Origin of the sequence: Sphingobacterium spiritivorum ATCC 33861 (assembly GCF_000143765.1) — a bacterium.
Classification (GTDB): Bacteria; Bacteroidota; Bacteroidia; order Sphingobacteriales; family Sphingobacteriaceae; genus Sphingobacterium; species Sphingobacterium spiritivorum.
On sequence record NZ_GL379771.1, the window covers coordinates 163,216 to 177,413 of the forward strand.

The 14,198-nt window shown below is 40.5% G+C and carries 16 protein-coding genes; 2 read left to right on the forward strand and 14 right to left on the reverse strand.

The genetic code is table 11. The annotated features are described in order from the left end of the window. The first annotated feature begins 9 nt into the window (after positions 1 to 9). Both HMPREF0766_RS10895 and HMPREF0766_RS10900 read left to right on the forward strand, forming a co-directional pair. On the forward strand, positions 10 to 906 hold the full coding sequence (locus HMPREF0766_RS10895) for a S66 peptidase family protein (RefSeq protein ID WP_037460196.1): 897 nt from the start codon (positions 10 to 12) through the stop codon (positions 904 to 906). A 3-nt stretch (positions 907 to 909) separates the two neighbouring features. Beyond that, positions 910 to 1,317 (forward strand): DoxX family protein, encoded by a 408-nt coding sequence (locus HMPREF0766_RS10900; RefSeq protein ID WP_002996979.1) that lies wholly within the window; start codon positions 910 to 912, stop codon positions 1,315 to 1,317. 57 nt (positions 1,318 to 1,374) lie between these two features. On the opposite strand, the gene HMPREF0766_RS10905 is transcribed toward HMPREF0766_RS10900, so the two are convergent. The 14 genes from HMPREF0766_RS10905 to nrfD form a co-directional block, all read right to left on the reverse strand. Continuing rightward, positions 1,375 to 1,827, reverse strand: coding sequence for a hypothetical protein (locus HMPREF0766_RS10905; RefSeq protein WP_002996982.1), 453 nt, complete (start codon positions 1,825 to 1,827; stop codon positions 1,375 to 1,377). A gap of 51 nt (positions 1,828 to 1,878) precedes the next feature. Further along, complete coding sequence (locus HMPREF0766_RS10910) at positions 1,879 to 2,424, reverse strand: DUF420 domain-containing protein (RefSeq protein WP_002996984.1); 546 nt, start codon at positions 2,422 to 2,424, stop codon at positions 1,879 to 1,881. Position 2,425: 1 nt separating this feature from the next. Beyond that, complete coding sequence (locus tag HMPREF0766_RS10915; protein ID WP_002996987.1) at positions 2,426 to 3,154, reverse strand: SCO family protein; 729 nt, start codon at positions 3,152 to 3,154, stop codon at positions 2,426 to 2,428. 5 nt (positions 3,155 to 3,159) lie between these two features. Beyond that, positions 3,160 to 3,543: a cytochrome C oxidase subunit IV family protein gene (locus tag HMPREF0766_RS10920; RefSeq protein ID WP_002996992.1), complete on the reverse strand. Its 384-nt coding sequence runs from the start codon at positions 3,541 to 3,543 to the stop codon at positions 3,160 to 3,162. A gap of 22 nt (positions 3,544 to 3,565) precedes the next feature. Continuing rightward, positions 3,566 to 4,300, reverse strand: a complete 735-nt coding sequence (locus HMPREF0766_RS10925; protein ID WP_002996995.1) for a cytochrome c oxidase subunit 3 — start codon at positions 4,298 to 4,300, stop codon at positions 3,566 to 3,568. A gap of 9 nt (positions 4,301 to 4,309) precedes the next feature. Then, positions 4,310 to 4,894, reverse strand: a complete 585-nt coding sequence (locus tag HMPREF0766_RS10930) for a cytochrome c oxidase subunit 3 (protein ID WP_236590410.1) — start codon at positions 4,892 to 4,894, stop codon at positions 4,310 to 4,312. A gap of 11 nt (positions 4,895 to 4,905) precedes the next feature. Continuing rightward, the gene (gene cyoE, locus HMPREF0766_RS10935) at positions 4,906 to 5,814 is read right to left on the reverse strand and encodes a heme o synthase (protein ID WP_002997001.1); all 909 of its coding nucleotides are present in this window, start codon (positions 5,812 to 5,814) and stop codon (positions 4,906 to 4,908) included. Positions 5,815 to 5,899: 85 nt separating this feature from the next. After that, on the reverse strand, positions 5,900 to 6,943 hold the full coding sequence (locus tag HMPREF0766_RS10940) for a COX15/CtaA family protein (RefSeq protein WP_002997004.1): 1,044 nt from the start codon (positions 6,941 to 6,943) through the stop codon (positions 5,900 to 5,902). Positions 6,944 to 6,999: 56 nt separating this feature from the next. Beyond that, a complete protein-coding gene (locus HMPREF0766_RS10945; RefSeq protein ID WP_002997007.1) occupies positions 7,000 to 8,787 on the reverse strand; it encodes a cytochrome c oxidase subunit I in 1,788 nt (595 codons plus the stop codon). A gap of 118 nt (positions 8,788 to 8,905) precedes the next feature. Then, the gene (locus HMPREF0766_RS10950) at positions 8,906 to 10,237 is read right to left on the reverse strand and encodes a cytochrome c oxidase subunit II (RefSeq protein WP_232279732.1); all 1,332 of its coding nucleotides are present in this window, start codon (positions 10,235 to 10,237) and stop codon (positions 8,906 to 8,908) included. A gap of 44 nt (positions 10,238 to 10,281) precedes the next feature. Continuing rightward, positions 10,282 to 11,517, reverse strand: coding sequence for a hypothetical protein (locus HMPREF0766_RS10955; protein ID WP_002997011.1), 1,236 nt, complete (start codon positions 11,515 to 11,517; stop codon positions 10,282 to 10,284). A 19-nt stretch (positions 11,518 to 11,536) separates the two neighbouring features. Further along, positions 11,537 to 12,187, reverse strand: coding sequence for a c-type cytochrome (locus tag HMPREF0766_RS10960; protein WP_002997014.1), 651 nt, complete (start codon positions 12,185 to 12,187; stop codon positions 11,537 to 11,539). Continuing rightward, on the reverse strand, positions 12,159 to 12,695 hold the full coding sequence (locus HMPREF0766_RS10965) for a DUF3341 domain-containing protein (protein ID WP_002997017.1): 537 nt from the start codon (positions 12,693 to 12,695) through the stop codon (positions 12,159 to 12,161). The genes HMPREF0766_RS10960 and HMPREF0766_RS10965 overlap by 29 nt, the downstream gene beginning before the upstream one ends. A 5-nt stretch (positions 12,696 to 12,700) precedes the next feature. Then, positions 12,701 to 14,179 (reverse strand): NrfD/PsrC family molybdoenzyme membrane anchor subunit, encoded by a 1,479-nt coding sequence (nrfD, locus tag HMPREF0766_RS10970; RefSeq protein ID WP_037460200.1) that lies wholly within the window; start codon positions 14,177 to 14,179, stop codon positions 12,701 to 12,703. Positions 14,180 to 14,198: the final 19 nt, after the last annotated feature.

The following is a 14,198-nucleotide window of genomic DNA, read 5'->3' on the forward strand; positions in this document are numbered from 1 at the left end:
TACGTGAAAATGCCTGAATTTCTTAATGCCGGTGATAAAGTCGCAATTGTGGCTCCGGCAAGTTTTATCCGGGGGAATATAGACGAAGCCGTTGCGATCCTGCAAGGCTGGGGACTGGAAGTACAATCGGGGAAGTCCGTGTCCAGTTCATACCATCAGTTTGCCGGAGATGATGACCTGAGAGCTGCTGATCTGCAGGAAGCCCTGAATGATCCGGAGATCAAAGCGGTATTCGCTGCACGTGGCGGTTACGGAACGGTGCGTATTATTGACAAGATCGATTTTACGGCATTTGCTAAACATCCGAAATGGGTAATCGGTTTCAGTGATATTACCGTTTTACACAGCCATATACAACAGTCATTCGGAATACCAACTATCCACGGTCAGATGCCAAAGTCATTTGTTGATGGCACATCAGCATCCCTGGAAACACTTCGGGCAGCTTTATTCGGTCAGAATACAGACTTCAAATATAAACAGCAAACATTCCCCAACCGTCCCGGAAAAGGAGAAGGAATACTAACAGGTGGAAATCTGGCTATCCTGATCAGTGTATTAGGCTCTGTATCTGATGTAGACTATGATGACAAGATTTTATTTATTGAAGATGTAGGAGAAGCGTACTACAGTATAGACCGTATGTTGTGGGCATTAAAGAGAGCCGGAAAACTGGATAAACTGGCCGGATTGATCATAGGCGGATTTACCTCATTGAAGGATAGCGAACCTCCGTTTGGACAGACTGTGGAAGAGATCGTGATGGATAAGGTTCGAGAATTTGATTATCCTGTAGCGTTCAGTTATCCTGCGGGACATATTGACGATAACCATGCCTTGGTGTTTGGCAGGAAAGTAGTGCTGGAGACGAAAAAAACAGAAACTAAACTAACATATATAGATTAACACATGGCGATATTATCATCATTATCAAAACAAAAAGATCTGGGGTTATTAATACTGCGTATAGGCGTCGGAGCATTTATGATTTCACACGGACTTCCGAAGCTAATGGGCGGGCCTGATATGTGGAATGGCGTAGGGCAGGCAATGGGCAATATGGGTATCAAATTCTTTCCTGCCTTCTGGGGATTCATGGCTGCTGTGACAGAAGCTGTAGGCGGGCTATTCTTTTTGATCGGACTATGGTACAGACCTGTTTGTTTACTCTTAGCCTTTACCATGGTTGTGGCCGGAGTACATCACCTGAGTGCCGGAGACGGATGGGGTACCGCTTCTCATGCATTTGAACTGCTGTTCGTATTCATCGGACTACTTTTTGTAGGCCCGGGAGCGTATAGCGTAGATAAAAAATAAAAACAAAATGGCTGTTGATAATCAACAGCCATTTTGTTTTATAATGTTTGGGTGTTCTTAGCTGAATACACGTGCATGCCAGCTATCCTTAAACGGCACTTCCCACTTATTCAGTAATTCATCTTCATTACTAATCAAATTATTAAATACAATAGTAGATGAATTAATCTGCCCTGATGCGACCAGCTGTTCAAATTCCTGGCGGCCAACTACAGCTATATCTTCCGTTGTGCGGTAAGCTAACTGAAAGCGGTCGAAAAGATCCACCCCGAGCTCTTGTTGTAAGCCTTTGAGGAAATGTACAGAACTGTCTATTGAACATCCTGAAGCAGCAACTCGTGATTCATCTACTTTCAGAATGATAAACAGACCATGACGTATCTCTACATCTGCTGCCAACGATTTACCATGTGTATTCCATACGGAAATAAAAGCAGCCAGTTTATCTGCTGCAAATGCTTGTTCACCGGCTGTCAGCTTACGACTTGCCTGATATACCCATACTCTCATAGTGCCTGTCTCTTAAAATTCTAAAAACGGCCTGCTCGCACAGACTTAATGCTAATGTGTATAATAAGGAGATATCATTAAGTATACAATTACACCTGTCACAGCTACATATAACCACATCGGGTATGTGATACGTGCCAGTTTCTTATGTCTCTCGTATGCTCCTGCAATCCCTCTTACAAAGGTAACAAGTACAAAGGGAATAATGATAATAGACAGGAGTATATGTGAGATCAGGATGACAAAATAGATATAGCGCATCGCTCCTTCTCCCCCATACGGAGTAGAGTCCGAAGTCATGTGATACGCTACATACATTGCCAGAAAGGCTACTGAACAGGCAATACACACCTTGATCAACCGCTCATGTAATGCCTTATTTCCTCTTTTGATCGCAGCTACTGCCCATACCAGTAATATAGCTGTCAGACCATTTATTGCAGCGTAGATCGGAGGAAGAAAAGATAAAGGCTGTACATCATAGCCTAACTTTCTCAGATTAACACCAAATAATATCGCTACTACTACAGGAATAGTGACCGATAAGATCACAATCCATTTATTATATTTCTTTTCTTCTAATGTTTGCTGTCCCATATTAATCTTTCTTTTGAACCTTCATCGGTGTATTGCGGTATTCCTCTACTAATTGCAGTTTGACTTCATCTTCCAGACGTTCCAATTCGGTATTAAGATTCAGGTCATAGAAGCCTCTGATCCTGCGATGAGAATCCAGTAAGAGATAAGAACTACCTATAATAATTTTGGAAGAATCCTGCGGGTCTTTCATAGCATCTAACAGAAGTTGCTCTCTTGCAAACTGCAGAATGTCAACCGAAGGATTGGTCAGAAAAAACCATCTTTTTTCATCTGGACGATATCCTTTTGTATATGCCTGCAATACTTCAGGAGTATCACTTGCTGGATCTGCTGAAATAGAATAAAATCTGACCTTATGATTTCGCTTCAGATTGGTAGCCACCTTATTTAGCCTGTTGATCATCGTTCTGGAAAAAGATTTGTCTTTTGTATAAAAAAGATGGACTACCGATACGGTAGTATCGTTATCAATAAAACTGATGTGCTTTCCATCCATATCGGTGAACTGGATGACCGGAACCTGATGATATAGGGTATCTTTTATTTCTCTTCCCATCTTGCGGCTTACTGTTCCGGCAAGCTGCTTTTCACCGTAGATCGGAAGCTTAACGTATTCATTGGATGCCCCCATTCGGTTAACCAATATATACAAAAATCCTGGCACAAGTAAGACCATGGCCAGGATTATTAAAGTTGAAATACCCTTCTTACGAGAAGTATTTTGCATGAATATTATTTATTTGGCCACAATGGGTACTCGTGGAAATGGTGTAATAAGTATCCGCCTTCTGTCAGCATTAATATAATGAAGTAGACGATGAATATAAATACAACACCGCAACATACGATGAAACTTGATTTTTCAAATTTCAAGTGCATAAAGTAAGCCACAATGTAGTATGCTTTTACCAATGTCAATACGATATAGATTGTATTAACCAATGCACCCTTAGCAAGAATCTGCCAGTGGTGAACAAATCCCAAAGCGATCAAAAACTCTAAACAGGTAAGTGCTAAAAGGACAAAGAATATTCTCCAGATTCCTTTTTTATCCATACCCTCATGATCATGGCCATGACCTTCGTGTGCTGCTGTATTATCGTGATGATTTGACATAATCGATTCGTGTTAAAAGTAATTAGACTAAGTAGAAGAATGTAAATACGAATACCCATACTAAGTCGACAAAGTGCCAGTAAAGACCTACTTTCTCAACCATCAAGTATGAACCTCTGTTCTGAAACGTATTGTTCAATGTCATACACAGAATAATGATATTCAAAATGACACCTATCGATACGTGGAATCCGTGGAAACCTGTAATGGTAAAGAATAAGTTAGAGAACTGCAATGCAGACACATATGAAATGTCTTTCGAGAAATATGGAGCAAGAGCTTCAGGGACAGCATTACCTTCCAGACCTGTAGCCGGATTTTGTCCGAACCAGAAGCCAAGGTGATGTAAGTGCGTCCACTCTGTAGCCTGACACCCCAAGAAAGCCAAACCACCTAATATAGTCCAAAGCATCCATTTTACAACTTCGTCTTTCTTATTGCGATGACCTGCATCTACTGCTAACACCATCGTAACGGAACTCATGATCAGAATAAAAGTCATGATACCTACGAACACCAACGGTTGTCCGTGATCCGCAATAAGCGGGATAGACTGGAATACCTTATCAGGATCCGGCCATGTGAAATGCGCAAAACGTTGAGCTCCATAATAGATCAGGAAAGCTGAAAATGTAAATGCGTCTGACACAAGGAAAAACCACATCATGATCTTTCCATACTCTAAGTTCCAAGGGGACTTACCGCCACTCCAAGGGCCGTCCTTTACCTTATCCAATTGCGATACAGTTGTACTCATTGTTTAGTATTATTGATTCAAAAGTAAGAAAACATATATATAAATCCATAAAAGATCGAGAAAATGCCAGAAAATAGTGGCAAGTTCCATGCGGAAAAGATTATTGTCATAAGGGATCGGCTTAGCCGCTCCGGTATAACATCTAATCAACACGATCAGTCCCGCAATAATATGCGCTAAGTGCATGCCCGTAAATACATAAATAAATGACTGGGAGGCATTGATATTAAGGAAATAGATTCCCCGTTCAATAAGGACCTGCCATGCATGTACCTGACACACGAAGAAAAGAATTCCGAGCACCACTGTTGCAAGGAGTAATCCTTTCTGTTTAGCAAATTGCTTTTCTTTGACAGCCTTATAAGAGAGGTGTAATGTAACACTACTCAGTAATATAAGCACTGTACTGTAGATAAAAGCATTAGGAAGCGTAGTTTTGATACCTTTATCTACGCCACTGGCTGTATACACAATGAAACCACTGGACAGCGCAGCAAACATCATAAACATACCAATCATTCCAAGCCAGAGATTAAATTTCTTGGCCTTTCGGGATTGTTGTAATTCCTCTTCCTGTAATTCTGTATTAACCATATCTACTACCATTATTTAAATGGAATAAAATTTAACAATAATACCAGCTGTGTAACCGGTAAATAAATAAATGATGTAAACATCACTCTCTTTGCAGAACCAATGCTCTGCTCTGCCAAATGCTTATAACCATACCAGGCAAACATCAATCCGCCCAATAAGGAAACAATCGTAAATATCCATCCGCCAAAACCGAAATACATCGGTAGGAAACCTACCGGAATCATCAGTACTGCAGATATAAACAACATCCAGGCTGACACACGGTCACGTTCCTTGGTTGGCAAAAGTCTGAATCCTGCTTTTTTGTAGTCATCATCCGCTACCCAGGCAATAGCCCAGAAATGCGGAAACTGCCAAACGAACTGGATAACAAACAATACCAGCGGAGTAATCACGACTGCAGCTTCACTGATTGCTGCATATTCCAGACCAAATCCAGCCGATTTGAAAGCTGCATAGTAACCGATAAGCGGAGGTAATGCTCCCGGAAATGCGCCTACAAAAACAGCAATAGGAGATTTTTGCTTCAGAGGTGTATAGACAAAGGCATATAGAAAAATTGAAAAAACAGAAAGTAAACCTGCTATAAAATTCAATTTGACTAAGATCAGAGTTCCGAAGATTCCCATGAAAAGACTTAAGACCAACGCCTGACCTGTAGTCATACGACCTGCAGGAAGCGGACGATCCTCTGTACGTGTCATGAGCTTATCCAGATCCTTTTCGATGATCTCATTAAAGCCATTAGCTGCACCTGTTACAAAAAAACCTCCAATGGTTAACAGTAACCAGTTAAACCAAATTATTTCACCCTGTTGCGTAGCTCCGATCAAAAATGAGATAGAGGCTGAAAATACAACAGTTAACGTTAATCTTAATTTGACAAGTTTGTTAAAATCAGAAATAAACTGTTTCATCTAACATTCCTCCCTTTCTTATTAGAAGTATGGAAGTGAACTCCACTACACGATCTTATATCTAATATTAACATTACGTCTTCTACTATCTTTTAAATTTTGAAAGCAACAACATCAAATAATATTGCGCTCCGAAAAGCAAACTGGCAATTACCAGATGCGTGGTCTGTGCAAAAGCAGGCACATCAAAGCGTGCCAATACGATCCCCGACCCCATCTGTATAAGGACCAGAATAAACATAATCCATGCGTACTTAGCTTGTCTGGATAGTTTACTAAATCTTGATTTGACCAGAAAAAACAACACCAGTACCAAACCAAAGGTAACATATCCGAGTATTCTATGAATATCAAAGTGCGATCCTATCGAACTGATCCATTCATTGCGTGGAACGCCGGTATCTCCTAAGTGATCTATACGCTCCCTTACTTCTGTTCCGAATACAACCTGTACCAGCATGATGATCAGTGAAAAAGCAGCTAATAGCTTAAATCCTTTAAACTGATGATTGATCAATATATTTTTATTTCGCAGTGTTGTCGCTTTGTAATAGGTATAAATACTTATTCCGACAATCAAAAGAGCTAAAAGCATATGAACTGTAATCACCCAGGGCATCAGATTTGTGGATACCACAATTGATCCCAGCCACGCCTGCAGTACCACTACAAAAAGATTAAGAACGCTCCAAAAGACTATGGATTTTTTTGACTTGATATAGGTAAAAGAGAAGATTGCAGAAAATAACAGGAAGAAACCGGAAACAACTCCTACGAGACGATTCACATATTCTGTCCATGTCTTGGCAACATTAAATTCCTCGTGAACAAGAATACTTTTATCTGTACGGATTTGTTCTGCTTTATCCGGAAATCCAAAGAATTCAACCATTTTTGCAAACCGTTGGTTCTTCCTGGCTCTGCCTTCCACATAATGCTGCTCGTAACCTGCCGGTAACTGTGAAACATCAGTGGGTGGAATAATCTGATTAAAGCACTTAGGCCAATCCGGACATCCCATTCCAGATCCGGTACTTCTTACAATTCCTCCAGCTGTGATTACCAAAAACAATACTATGATGGTAATCGCATTTGTTCTAATAAAACGCTTTTCAGCAGCTGGATACATATCTATCTTTTAACCTCTATATATTTAAGAGGGTATAGAGGGTTAAGCTTATGCGCTTAACCTTCTACAATCTCTCTGTTATTCTCTTTATTCCATTGTTCCTGAATACGAACAGCTTCTTCATTACCTTCAAAATCGTGAGGCAGGTTAGAGCTCATTGTTTCAGAGAAAGGAACATTCTGAGGAATGAAATCCTGATCATGACCAGGTTTACTGTAATCATATGGCCAACGGTGTACTGTAGGAATCTCTCCAGGCCAGTTACCGTGAATATGCTCAACAGGAGTAGTCCATTCCAATGTATTTGAATTCCATGGATTCTGAGGAGCCTTCTTACCAAAAACGATTGAAGAGAAGAAGTTCCATAAGAACGCAATCTGTCCAAGACCGGCAATGATAGCAGCCCATGTGATTAACAAGTTAACAGAAACCCATTTCTCCATGAAAGGGAATTCTGTAAAAGCATAGTAACGACGAGGAACACCATCAATACCCATAAAGTGCATCGGGAAGAAAACCAGGTAAGCGCCAATGAATGTCAACCAGAAGTGTAGATAACCCAATTTAGGATTCATCATCTTTCCGAACATCTTAGGATACCAGTGGTACACACCACACAACATACCAAAGATAGAAGCAGATCCCATTACTAAGTGGAAGTGAGCAACTACGAAATAGGTATCGTGTAAGTTGATATCTAAAGCAGCGTTACCTAAGAATAATCCTGTCAAACCACCAGAGATAAAGAATGAAACCATTCCGATCGCAAACATCATAGCTGGAGTGAAACGGATGTTACCTCTCCATAATGTAGCCAGGTAGTTGAAGGCTTTTACCGCTGAAGGAACCGCAATAATCAAAGTTGTGATCATAAATACTCCTCCTAAGAACGGATTCATACCTGTCACAAACATGTGGTGACCCCATACGATAAATGATAATACAGTAATACCTACCAAGGAGTAAACCATCGCATGGTAACCAAAGATCGGCTTGCGTGAGTTCGTAGAAATTACTTCAGAAGTCAGACCTAATGCAGGCATAACAACGATATATACCTCAGGGTGACCTAAGAACCAGAACAAGTGCTGGAACAAGATCGGAGAACCACCTTCATTAGGTAATACTTCTCCCTGAACAACTAAATCTGAAAGGTAGAATGATGTACCTGCACTACGGTCAAAAATAAGTAACACTACTGCGGATACCAATACCGGGAAAGATAAGAGACCTACGATAGCTGTTAAGAAGAAAGACCATACTGTCAAAGGCATTTTCCAGAGATCCATACCTTTTGTACGCATGTTCAATACTGTACTGATATAATTTACACCACCCATTACCTGAGAAGCTATAAACAATGTCATACTTACTAACCATAATGTCATACCTAAGCCCGATCCAGAGATCGCTTTAGGAACTGCAGACAATGGCGGGTATACGGTCCATCCTGAAGATGCAGGTCCGCTTTCGATAAAGAAAGAAGCAACCATGATCACACAAGCTACGAAGAAGAACCAGTATGAAAGCATATTCATAAACGGAGATGCCATATCACGGGCACCAATCTGATAAGGAATCAGTAAGTTACTGAATGTACCGGAAAGACCTGCTGTCAATACGAAGAATACCATCATCGTACCGTGGATGGTTACTAAGGATAGGAAAAACTCAGGACGTATACGACCTCCTTCAGCCCATTTACCTAAGAAAACTTCTAAGATTGGAAACTCTTTATCCGGCCAAGCGAGCTGGATACGGAACAATATCGATAATACCATGGCAAAAACTGCCATAATAATACCAGTGATCAAGAATTGCTTGGCAATCATCTTGTGATCCATGCTAAATACATATTTAGACAGGAACGACTCTTGATGATGTCCGTGCGAATCGTGATGGTCTGCGCTATGCGATATAACTGTACTTGACATATTATTTTTTAAAAATTCTTAATACAAATTATTTCAATGAAGCTGTTTTGATAACTTCTTCTTTACTTTCTTTTGAATCTTTTGCAGCAAATTCTTTCTGCAGATCTTCATTAAAGTATTTATTCTGGGTACTCAACCACTCTTTATACTCTTTCTCTGTCACAACTATCACTTTCTTCTGCATATTGTAGTGACCGGAACCACAGATCTTGTTACAAAGCATCACATAGTCATACTTAGGGTCATTCATACGTTCGCGCATTTCAGCAGTAGTCACTGTTGGAGTGAACTGGAAATAGTTCGTCATTCCCGGTACAGCATTGATCTGAACACGGAAATCAGGAATAAAGAACGAGTGAATAATATCTTTGGAAATGATATGGAAACGTACAGATTTATTTACCGGAAGAACGATGTCACTTCCCTGAATATCATCCCATGAATTTTTGTCATTGAAGTCGATACCGTATGGATTTGTCGGTGTCGTCATTTTATAATTACGTTTACCGATCTGGCCGTCAGCTCCCGGATAACGTACAGACCATAAGAACTGCTCGCCTAATACTTCTACCTGCAGTGCAGATTTTTGAAGATCTTCAGGAACATTAGTAATGGTTCTCCAGGTAAAGAAACCAAATAATACCAATACAGTTAATACCACAGCTGGAACGATTGTCCAGATTTTCTCAATAGTATTGTTATGCGGATAGTAGTAAGCCTGACGCTTAACACGCATTCTGTAGATAAACGGAAATGTTAATAATAAAAGGTGCGTAAGTACCAGTACAATCGTAATGATCACTGTAGTGATGATAAACATATTATCAATCAGCTTACCGTGCTCCGTCACAGCATCTCGCCATGCCCAGCTTCCCCATACGCTATATCCGTAATACACTCCCCAAAGGAAGAATACCAGAAATATTAGGAATAGAATAGATTGTAAATTATTACCGGCTAATGGATTGTATTTACCATTCATCTTTTTCACTAACTCGTATAGAGATAGCACTTTTCCAACTACTGCTACTACAGTACATATAGCGAAGAAAAGTAAGATGTAATACGTCAGGTTTTTGTAAACCTGAGGATCAATTTTTTTGACCTCTTCTACTGCCGGCTTACTGGAAGACGTAGAAGAAGAAGATACAGCAGCACCCGCTGCAGTTGAATCTGCTGCTACAGAAGAAGCAGAGTCTACTTTAGCTGAATCCGCAGGAGCAGCTACCGCAGTGGTCTTTGCTGCCGAATCAGCAGCAGTTGTATCTTGACTTGCAAAGGTAGGAGTCGACAGGGACAATCCTAGTGCAAGCACACAACCCATTATGGATCTGAATCTGTTATGTAATTTGAATTTCATTTCTTATTATAACGTTATAACGTAATATCGTGTTGATTAGAAACCTATATCTGATGATTTAAACTCTCTTCTAAGAATGGATGGTGTTTCGGCACCAAGGCATGCTTGCTCAACTTAGACATTACCAAGAAAGTAAATAAGCCAACAAAACCGATTGCTGTTCCCACTTCGATAAAACCGAAACCAGGATGATTGTCGACTGTTCCAGGCATGATCATGATATAATAATCTAACCAATGACCCAAAAGAAGTACAATACATACGAACAACATCATATTTTGCTTACGCTTAGCATCACGATCCATTAATAATAAAACCGGAGATACAAAGTTAATCAATATATTAAGCCAAAACCAAGGTTTGTACTCTGGTTCCCATCTTTTGTAGAAATAAACGGTTTCCTCAGGAATGTTGGAATACCAGATCAGCATGAACTGTGCAAACCATACATAAGTCCAGAAGATAGAAAATCCGAAGATCAGTTTACCCAAATCGTGTAAATGATTTTCATTAACCCATGCCAGGTATCCTGCTTTCTTTACCAGAATCAGAATAATAGCAATTGTAGCCAGTCCGCTCACCCACATTGCTGCGAAATTGTACCAACCGAACATAGTTGAAAACCAGTGTGCTTCTAAAGACATGATCGTGTCAAACGCCCAGATAGGAGTTGTGAACCCGAATACTACCAGAAAGATCGCAGACAATTTGAATGTTTTTTTGTAAGAATTCAAACTACCTTCTAAATCTTCTTTATATGATAATTTTGTCAAAATAAAGGCAAAGATACTATATGATCCCATAAAAAGGATCTGGCGTACCAAAAATAACGGTACATTTAAGAATGTAGATTTACCGGCAATCAGTGCATCGTAGTTAGGACTGTTCGGATCAGTCAATCCGTGTCCGGCCCAGTGGTGATACAAAGAGTGTGAGTTCAGACCTGCAGCAATGATAATAAACAATACAAGAGCTGCTATTGGCAAAACACTTCCCATAGCCTGAGGAATACGGATAAGACCTGCAGACCAGGCGGATTGTGTAACACTCTGAAGAGCTACGAAAAAAGCTCCTGCAGCGCATACACAGGTAAAATAATAACCCATCAATAATAGGTTGGCATACGTGCGTTCTGTCGTATGTGAATCACCAGCAAACAAACCATAGGCGATTGCCACTAATCCAATAACGATAGCGATAATGCTAAACACCTTTGCTTTCCCGCCGAAAGCAAATCGTTCGCTAAAATTATAATCGTGATGATGACTGTGAGTTCCCATTTAATATATCGATGTTAGATTATTTTTTCTGTAATTCATGAACATACATTACTACCTTCCAACGCTCATCTGGCGAAAGTTGGGAAGCATGTGAGCCCATAGAGTTGTGTCCATAATAGATGGTATGATAAATTTTTCCATCTGTCAGATCGCTCATCAAACCACCGCGTGAGGAACTCGCTGCATCTGTTTTATGATAAGATGGCGGATTTGGAAAGTTTTCCAATTTACGTGTTCCACGTGAGTCCGTGATCTCTCTGTCTTTGGTGATAGATCCGTCTCCTTTACCTTCCGGTCCGTGACATACAGCACAGTATGTATTGAACAACGCTTGTCCATCTGCCAGATTAGCTTTGGTAACAGCCAATGGATTGGTGACTTCTCTACCTGCACGTTCGTAATCTTCTAACGTATTAGCGTATTCGAATCTCACGAATCCAACAGGATTGGTGTGAGCCGGAGGAGTCTGAGCAGTTTGTTTATTTTTAAAATTCTCATTCGGTTGATCCGGATTATAACCGATCGGATCATACATATTACGAGAAAATTCCCAACCTGTACTACGTGTGGTGCCATCTCCACAAGCAGAAGCAACTGCTGCAAAAGCTAAGGCTGCACATACAGTTCCAAGAAAATTCTTCTTATTCATAGCTAACATATTTTCTTTCATTGTATTTAACTTCTACTGCTCCTGCTTCTTTCAATAATGAATCGATCAATGCATGGTCAGCATTTTCATGAGCATCAATAGCAATTATAAAACGATCATCTGTTGCTCTCAGATCCATGACACGCGGAGCACGTCCCGGAAACAAGTGGTTGCGGTAGAAAAACGTAGCTACCATACCAAGAGCACATAATAAAATAGTAACCTCAAATGTTACAGGAACAAAGTTAGGAAGAGGCATAGAAGGCTTTCCACCAATATTCATAGGCCAATCGTAAGCCATTGTGTAATACAATAAGCTAAAACCAAGAATGGTACCTGTAATTCCGAAACAAAATGCTGCGATTGGAAGACGTGATGGACGTACACCCAACTTAGCTTCTATACCGTGAATAGGCATAGGGGTAAAGCAATCGTAAATGCTGATATTATTTTTCTGCAATTTGTCTATCCCGTGCATCATATCGTCCGGGTCAGCAAAACTACCTAGTATATATTTTGTATTGCTCATTGCTATTATTTTTGTAACTCTTTAATATCCTGTTCAGTAACTGAATCGTATTTCTCCAATGACTCTCTGAAGAAAGCAACCTGCTCCTCAGGGAATGCACCTTCTTTAACCAATTTGGTTTTATGTTGTAAACTGGAGCTTTTCAGTAATAATTTCACCTCTGCTATCGCAATACCCGGTAAGAAACGTAAGAATAATAAGAACAGTGTGAAGAATAGACCGATCGATCCTACGAAAATACCTACGTCTGTCCATGTCGGGTAGAACATTGCCCAGGAAGAAGGAAGGTAATCACGGTGTAAGGAAGTCACGATAATTACGAAACGCTCAAACCACATACCGATGTTCACGACAATTGAAAGTACCCATGAAATAGGAATACTGGTACGGATCTTTTTGAACCAGAACAACTGAGGAGAGATCACGTTACACGTCATCATCGACCAGTACGCCCAGGCATAAGGACCTGCGATACGGTTTTCAAATGCATACATCTCAAATTCTGAACCCGAATACCATGCAATAAATAACTCGGTCAGGTAAGCGATACCAACGATAGAACCTGTGATCATGATAATCTTGTTCATCGCCTCGATGTGGAACATCGTGATATAATCTTCGAAGTTCATGACTTTACGAAGGATCAGCAATAATGTCTGTACCATCGCAAAACCTGAGAAGATCGCACCTGCCACGAAATATGGAGGGAAGATCGTTGTATGCCATCCCGGAATAACCGAAGTTGCAAAGTCCATGGATACAATGGTGTGTACCGAAAGTACAAGTGGAGTAGAGATACCTGCAAGGATCAAAGAAATGATCTCAAATCTCTGCCAGGTTTTTACTGAACCGTTCCATCCGAAAGATAATACTTTATAGACCTTTTGCTTCATTCCTGTAGCACGGTCACGTACAGTAGCGATATCCGGTAACAGACCACAGTACCAGAATACTAAGGAAACTGTGAAATATGTTGAGATCGCGAATGCATCCCATACCAGTGGAGAGTTAAAGTTAACCCAAAGTGATCCGAATTGATTTGGTAACGGGAAGATCCAGTATGCTAACCATGGACGTCCCATGTGAGCTACGACATAAGTAGCGGCACAGATAACGGCGAAGATTGTCATCGCCTCTGCAGAACGGTTAATCGAGTTACGCCAGTTTTGACGGAAGATTAACAATACTGCTGAAATCAGTGTACCTGCGTGACCGATACCTACCCACCATACGAAGTCGGTGATATCCCATGCCCAACCCACTGTTTTGTTAAGCCCCCAGGCACCGATACCGGTCCAGAAGGTATAACTTACACTCACTACCCATAATAAAGCGCCAAGAGCTGCAACGGTAAAACCGATCCACCATGCTTTATTAGGTTTATTTTCAACTGGCAGTAGAATATCATCCGTGATCTTAGCATAGGTGATATCACGACCAGTCATTAATGGTTCTCTTAATATTGATTCGTTATGCGATGACATAGTTTTTTTTATTTCAAGT

Bases quoted from the DNA above. Each gene is read 5' to 3' on its own strand.
- HMPREF0766_RS10895 (WP_037460196.1), top strand. From the start codon at position 10: ATGCCTGAATTTCTTAATGCCGGTGATAAAGTCGCAATTGTGGCTCCG.
- HMPREF0766_RS10900 (WP_002996979.1), top strand. From the start codon at position 910: ATGGCGATATTATCATCATTATCAAAACAAAAAGATCTGGGGTTATTA.
- HMPREF0766_RS10905 (WP_002996982.1), bottom strand. From the start codon at position 1,827: ATGAGAGTATGGGTATATCAGGCAAGTCGTAAGCTGACAGCCGGTGAA.
- HMPREF0766_RS10910 (WP_002996984.1), bottom strand. From the start codon at position 2,424: ATGGGACAGCAAACATTAGAAGAAAAGAAATATAATAAATGGATTGTG.
- HMPREF0766_RS10915 (WP_002996987.1), bottom strand. From the start codon at position 3,154: ATGCAAAATACTTCTCGTAAGAAGGGTATTTCAACTTTAATAATCCTG.
- HMPREF0766_RS10920 (WP_002996992.1), bottom strand. From the start codon at position 3,543: ATGTCAAATCATCACGATAATACAGCAGCACACGAAGGTCATGGCCAT.
- HMPREF0766_RS10925 (WP_002996995.1), bottom strand. From the start codon at position 4,300: ATGAGTACAACTGTATCGCAATTGGATAAGGTAAAGGACGGCCCTTGG.
- HMPREF0766_RS10930 (WP_236590410.1), bottom strand. From the start codon at position 4,894: ATGGTTAATACAGAATTACAGGAAGAGGAATTACAACAATCCCGAAAG.
- cyoE (WP_002997001.1), bottom strand. From the start codon at position 5,814: ATGAAACAGTTTATTTCTGATTTTAACAAACTTGTCAAATTAAGATTA.
- HMPREF0766_RS10940 (WP_002997004.1), bottom strand. From the start codon at position 6,943: ATGTATCCAGCTGCTGAAAAGCGTTTTATTAGAACAAATGCGATTACC.
- HMPREF0766_RS10945 (WP_002997007.1), bottom strand. From the start codon at position 8,787: ATGGATCACAAGATGATTGCCAAGCAATTCTTGATCACTGGTATTATT.
- HMPREF0766_RS10950 (WP_232279732.1), bottom strand. From the start codon at position 10,237: ATGAAATTCAAATTACATAACAGATTCAGATCCATAATGGGTTGTGTG.
- HMPREF0766_RS10955 (WP_002997011.1), bottom strand. From the start codon at position 11,517: ATGGGAACTCACAGTCATCATCACGATTATAATTTTAGCGAACGATTT.
- HMPREF0766_RS10960 (WP_002997014.1), bottom strand. From the start codon at position 12,187: ATGAAAGAAAATATGTTAGCTATGAATAAGAAGAATTTTCTTGGAACT.
- HMPREF0766_RS10965 (WP_002997017.1), bottom strand. From the start codon at position 12,695: ATGAGCAATACAAAATATATACTAGGTAGTTTTGCTGACCCGGACGAT.
- nrfD (WP_037460200.1), bottom strand. From the start codon at position 14,179: ATGTCATCGCATAACGAATCAATATTAAGAGAACCATTAATGACTGGT.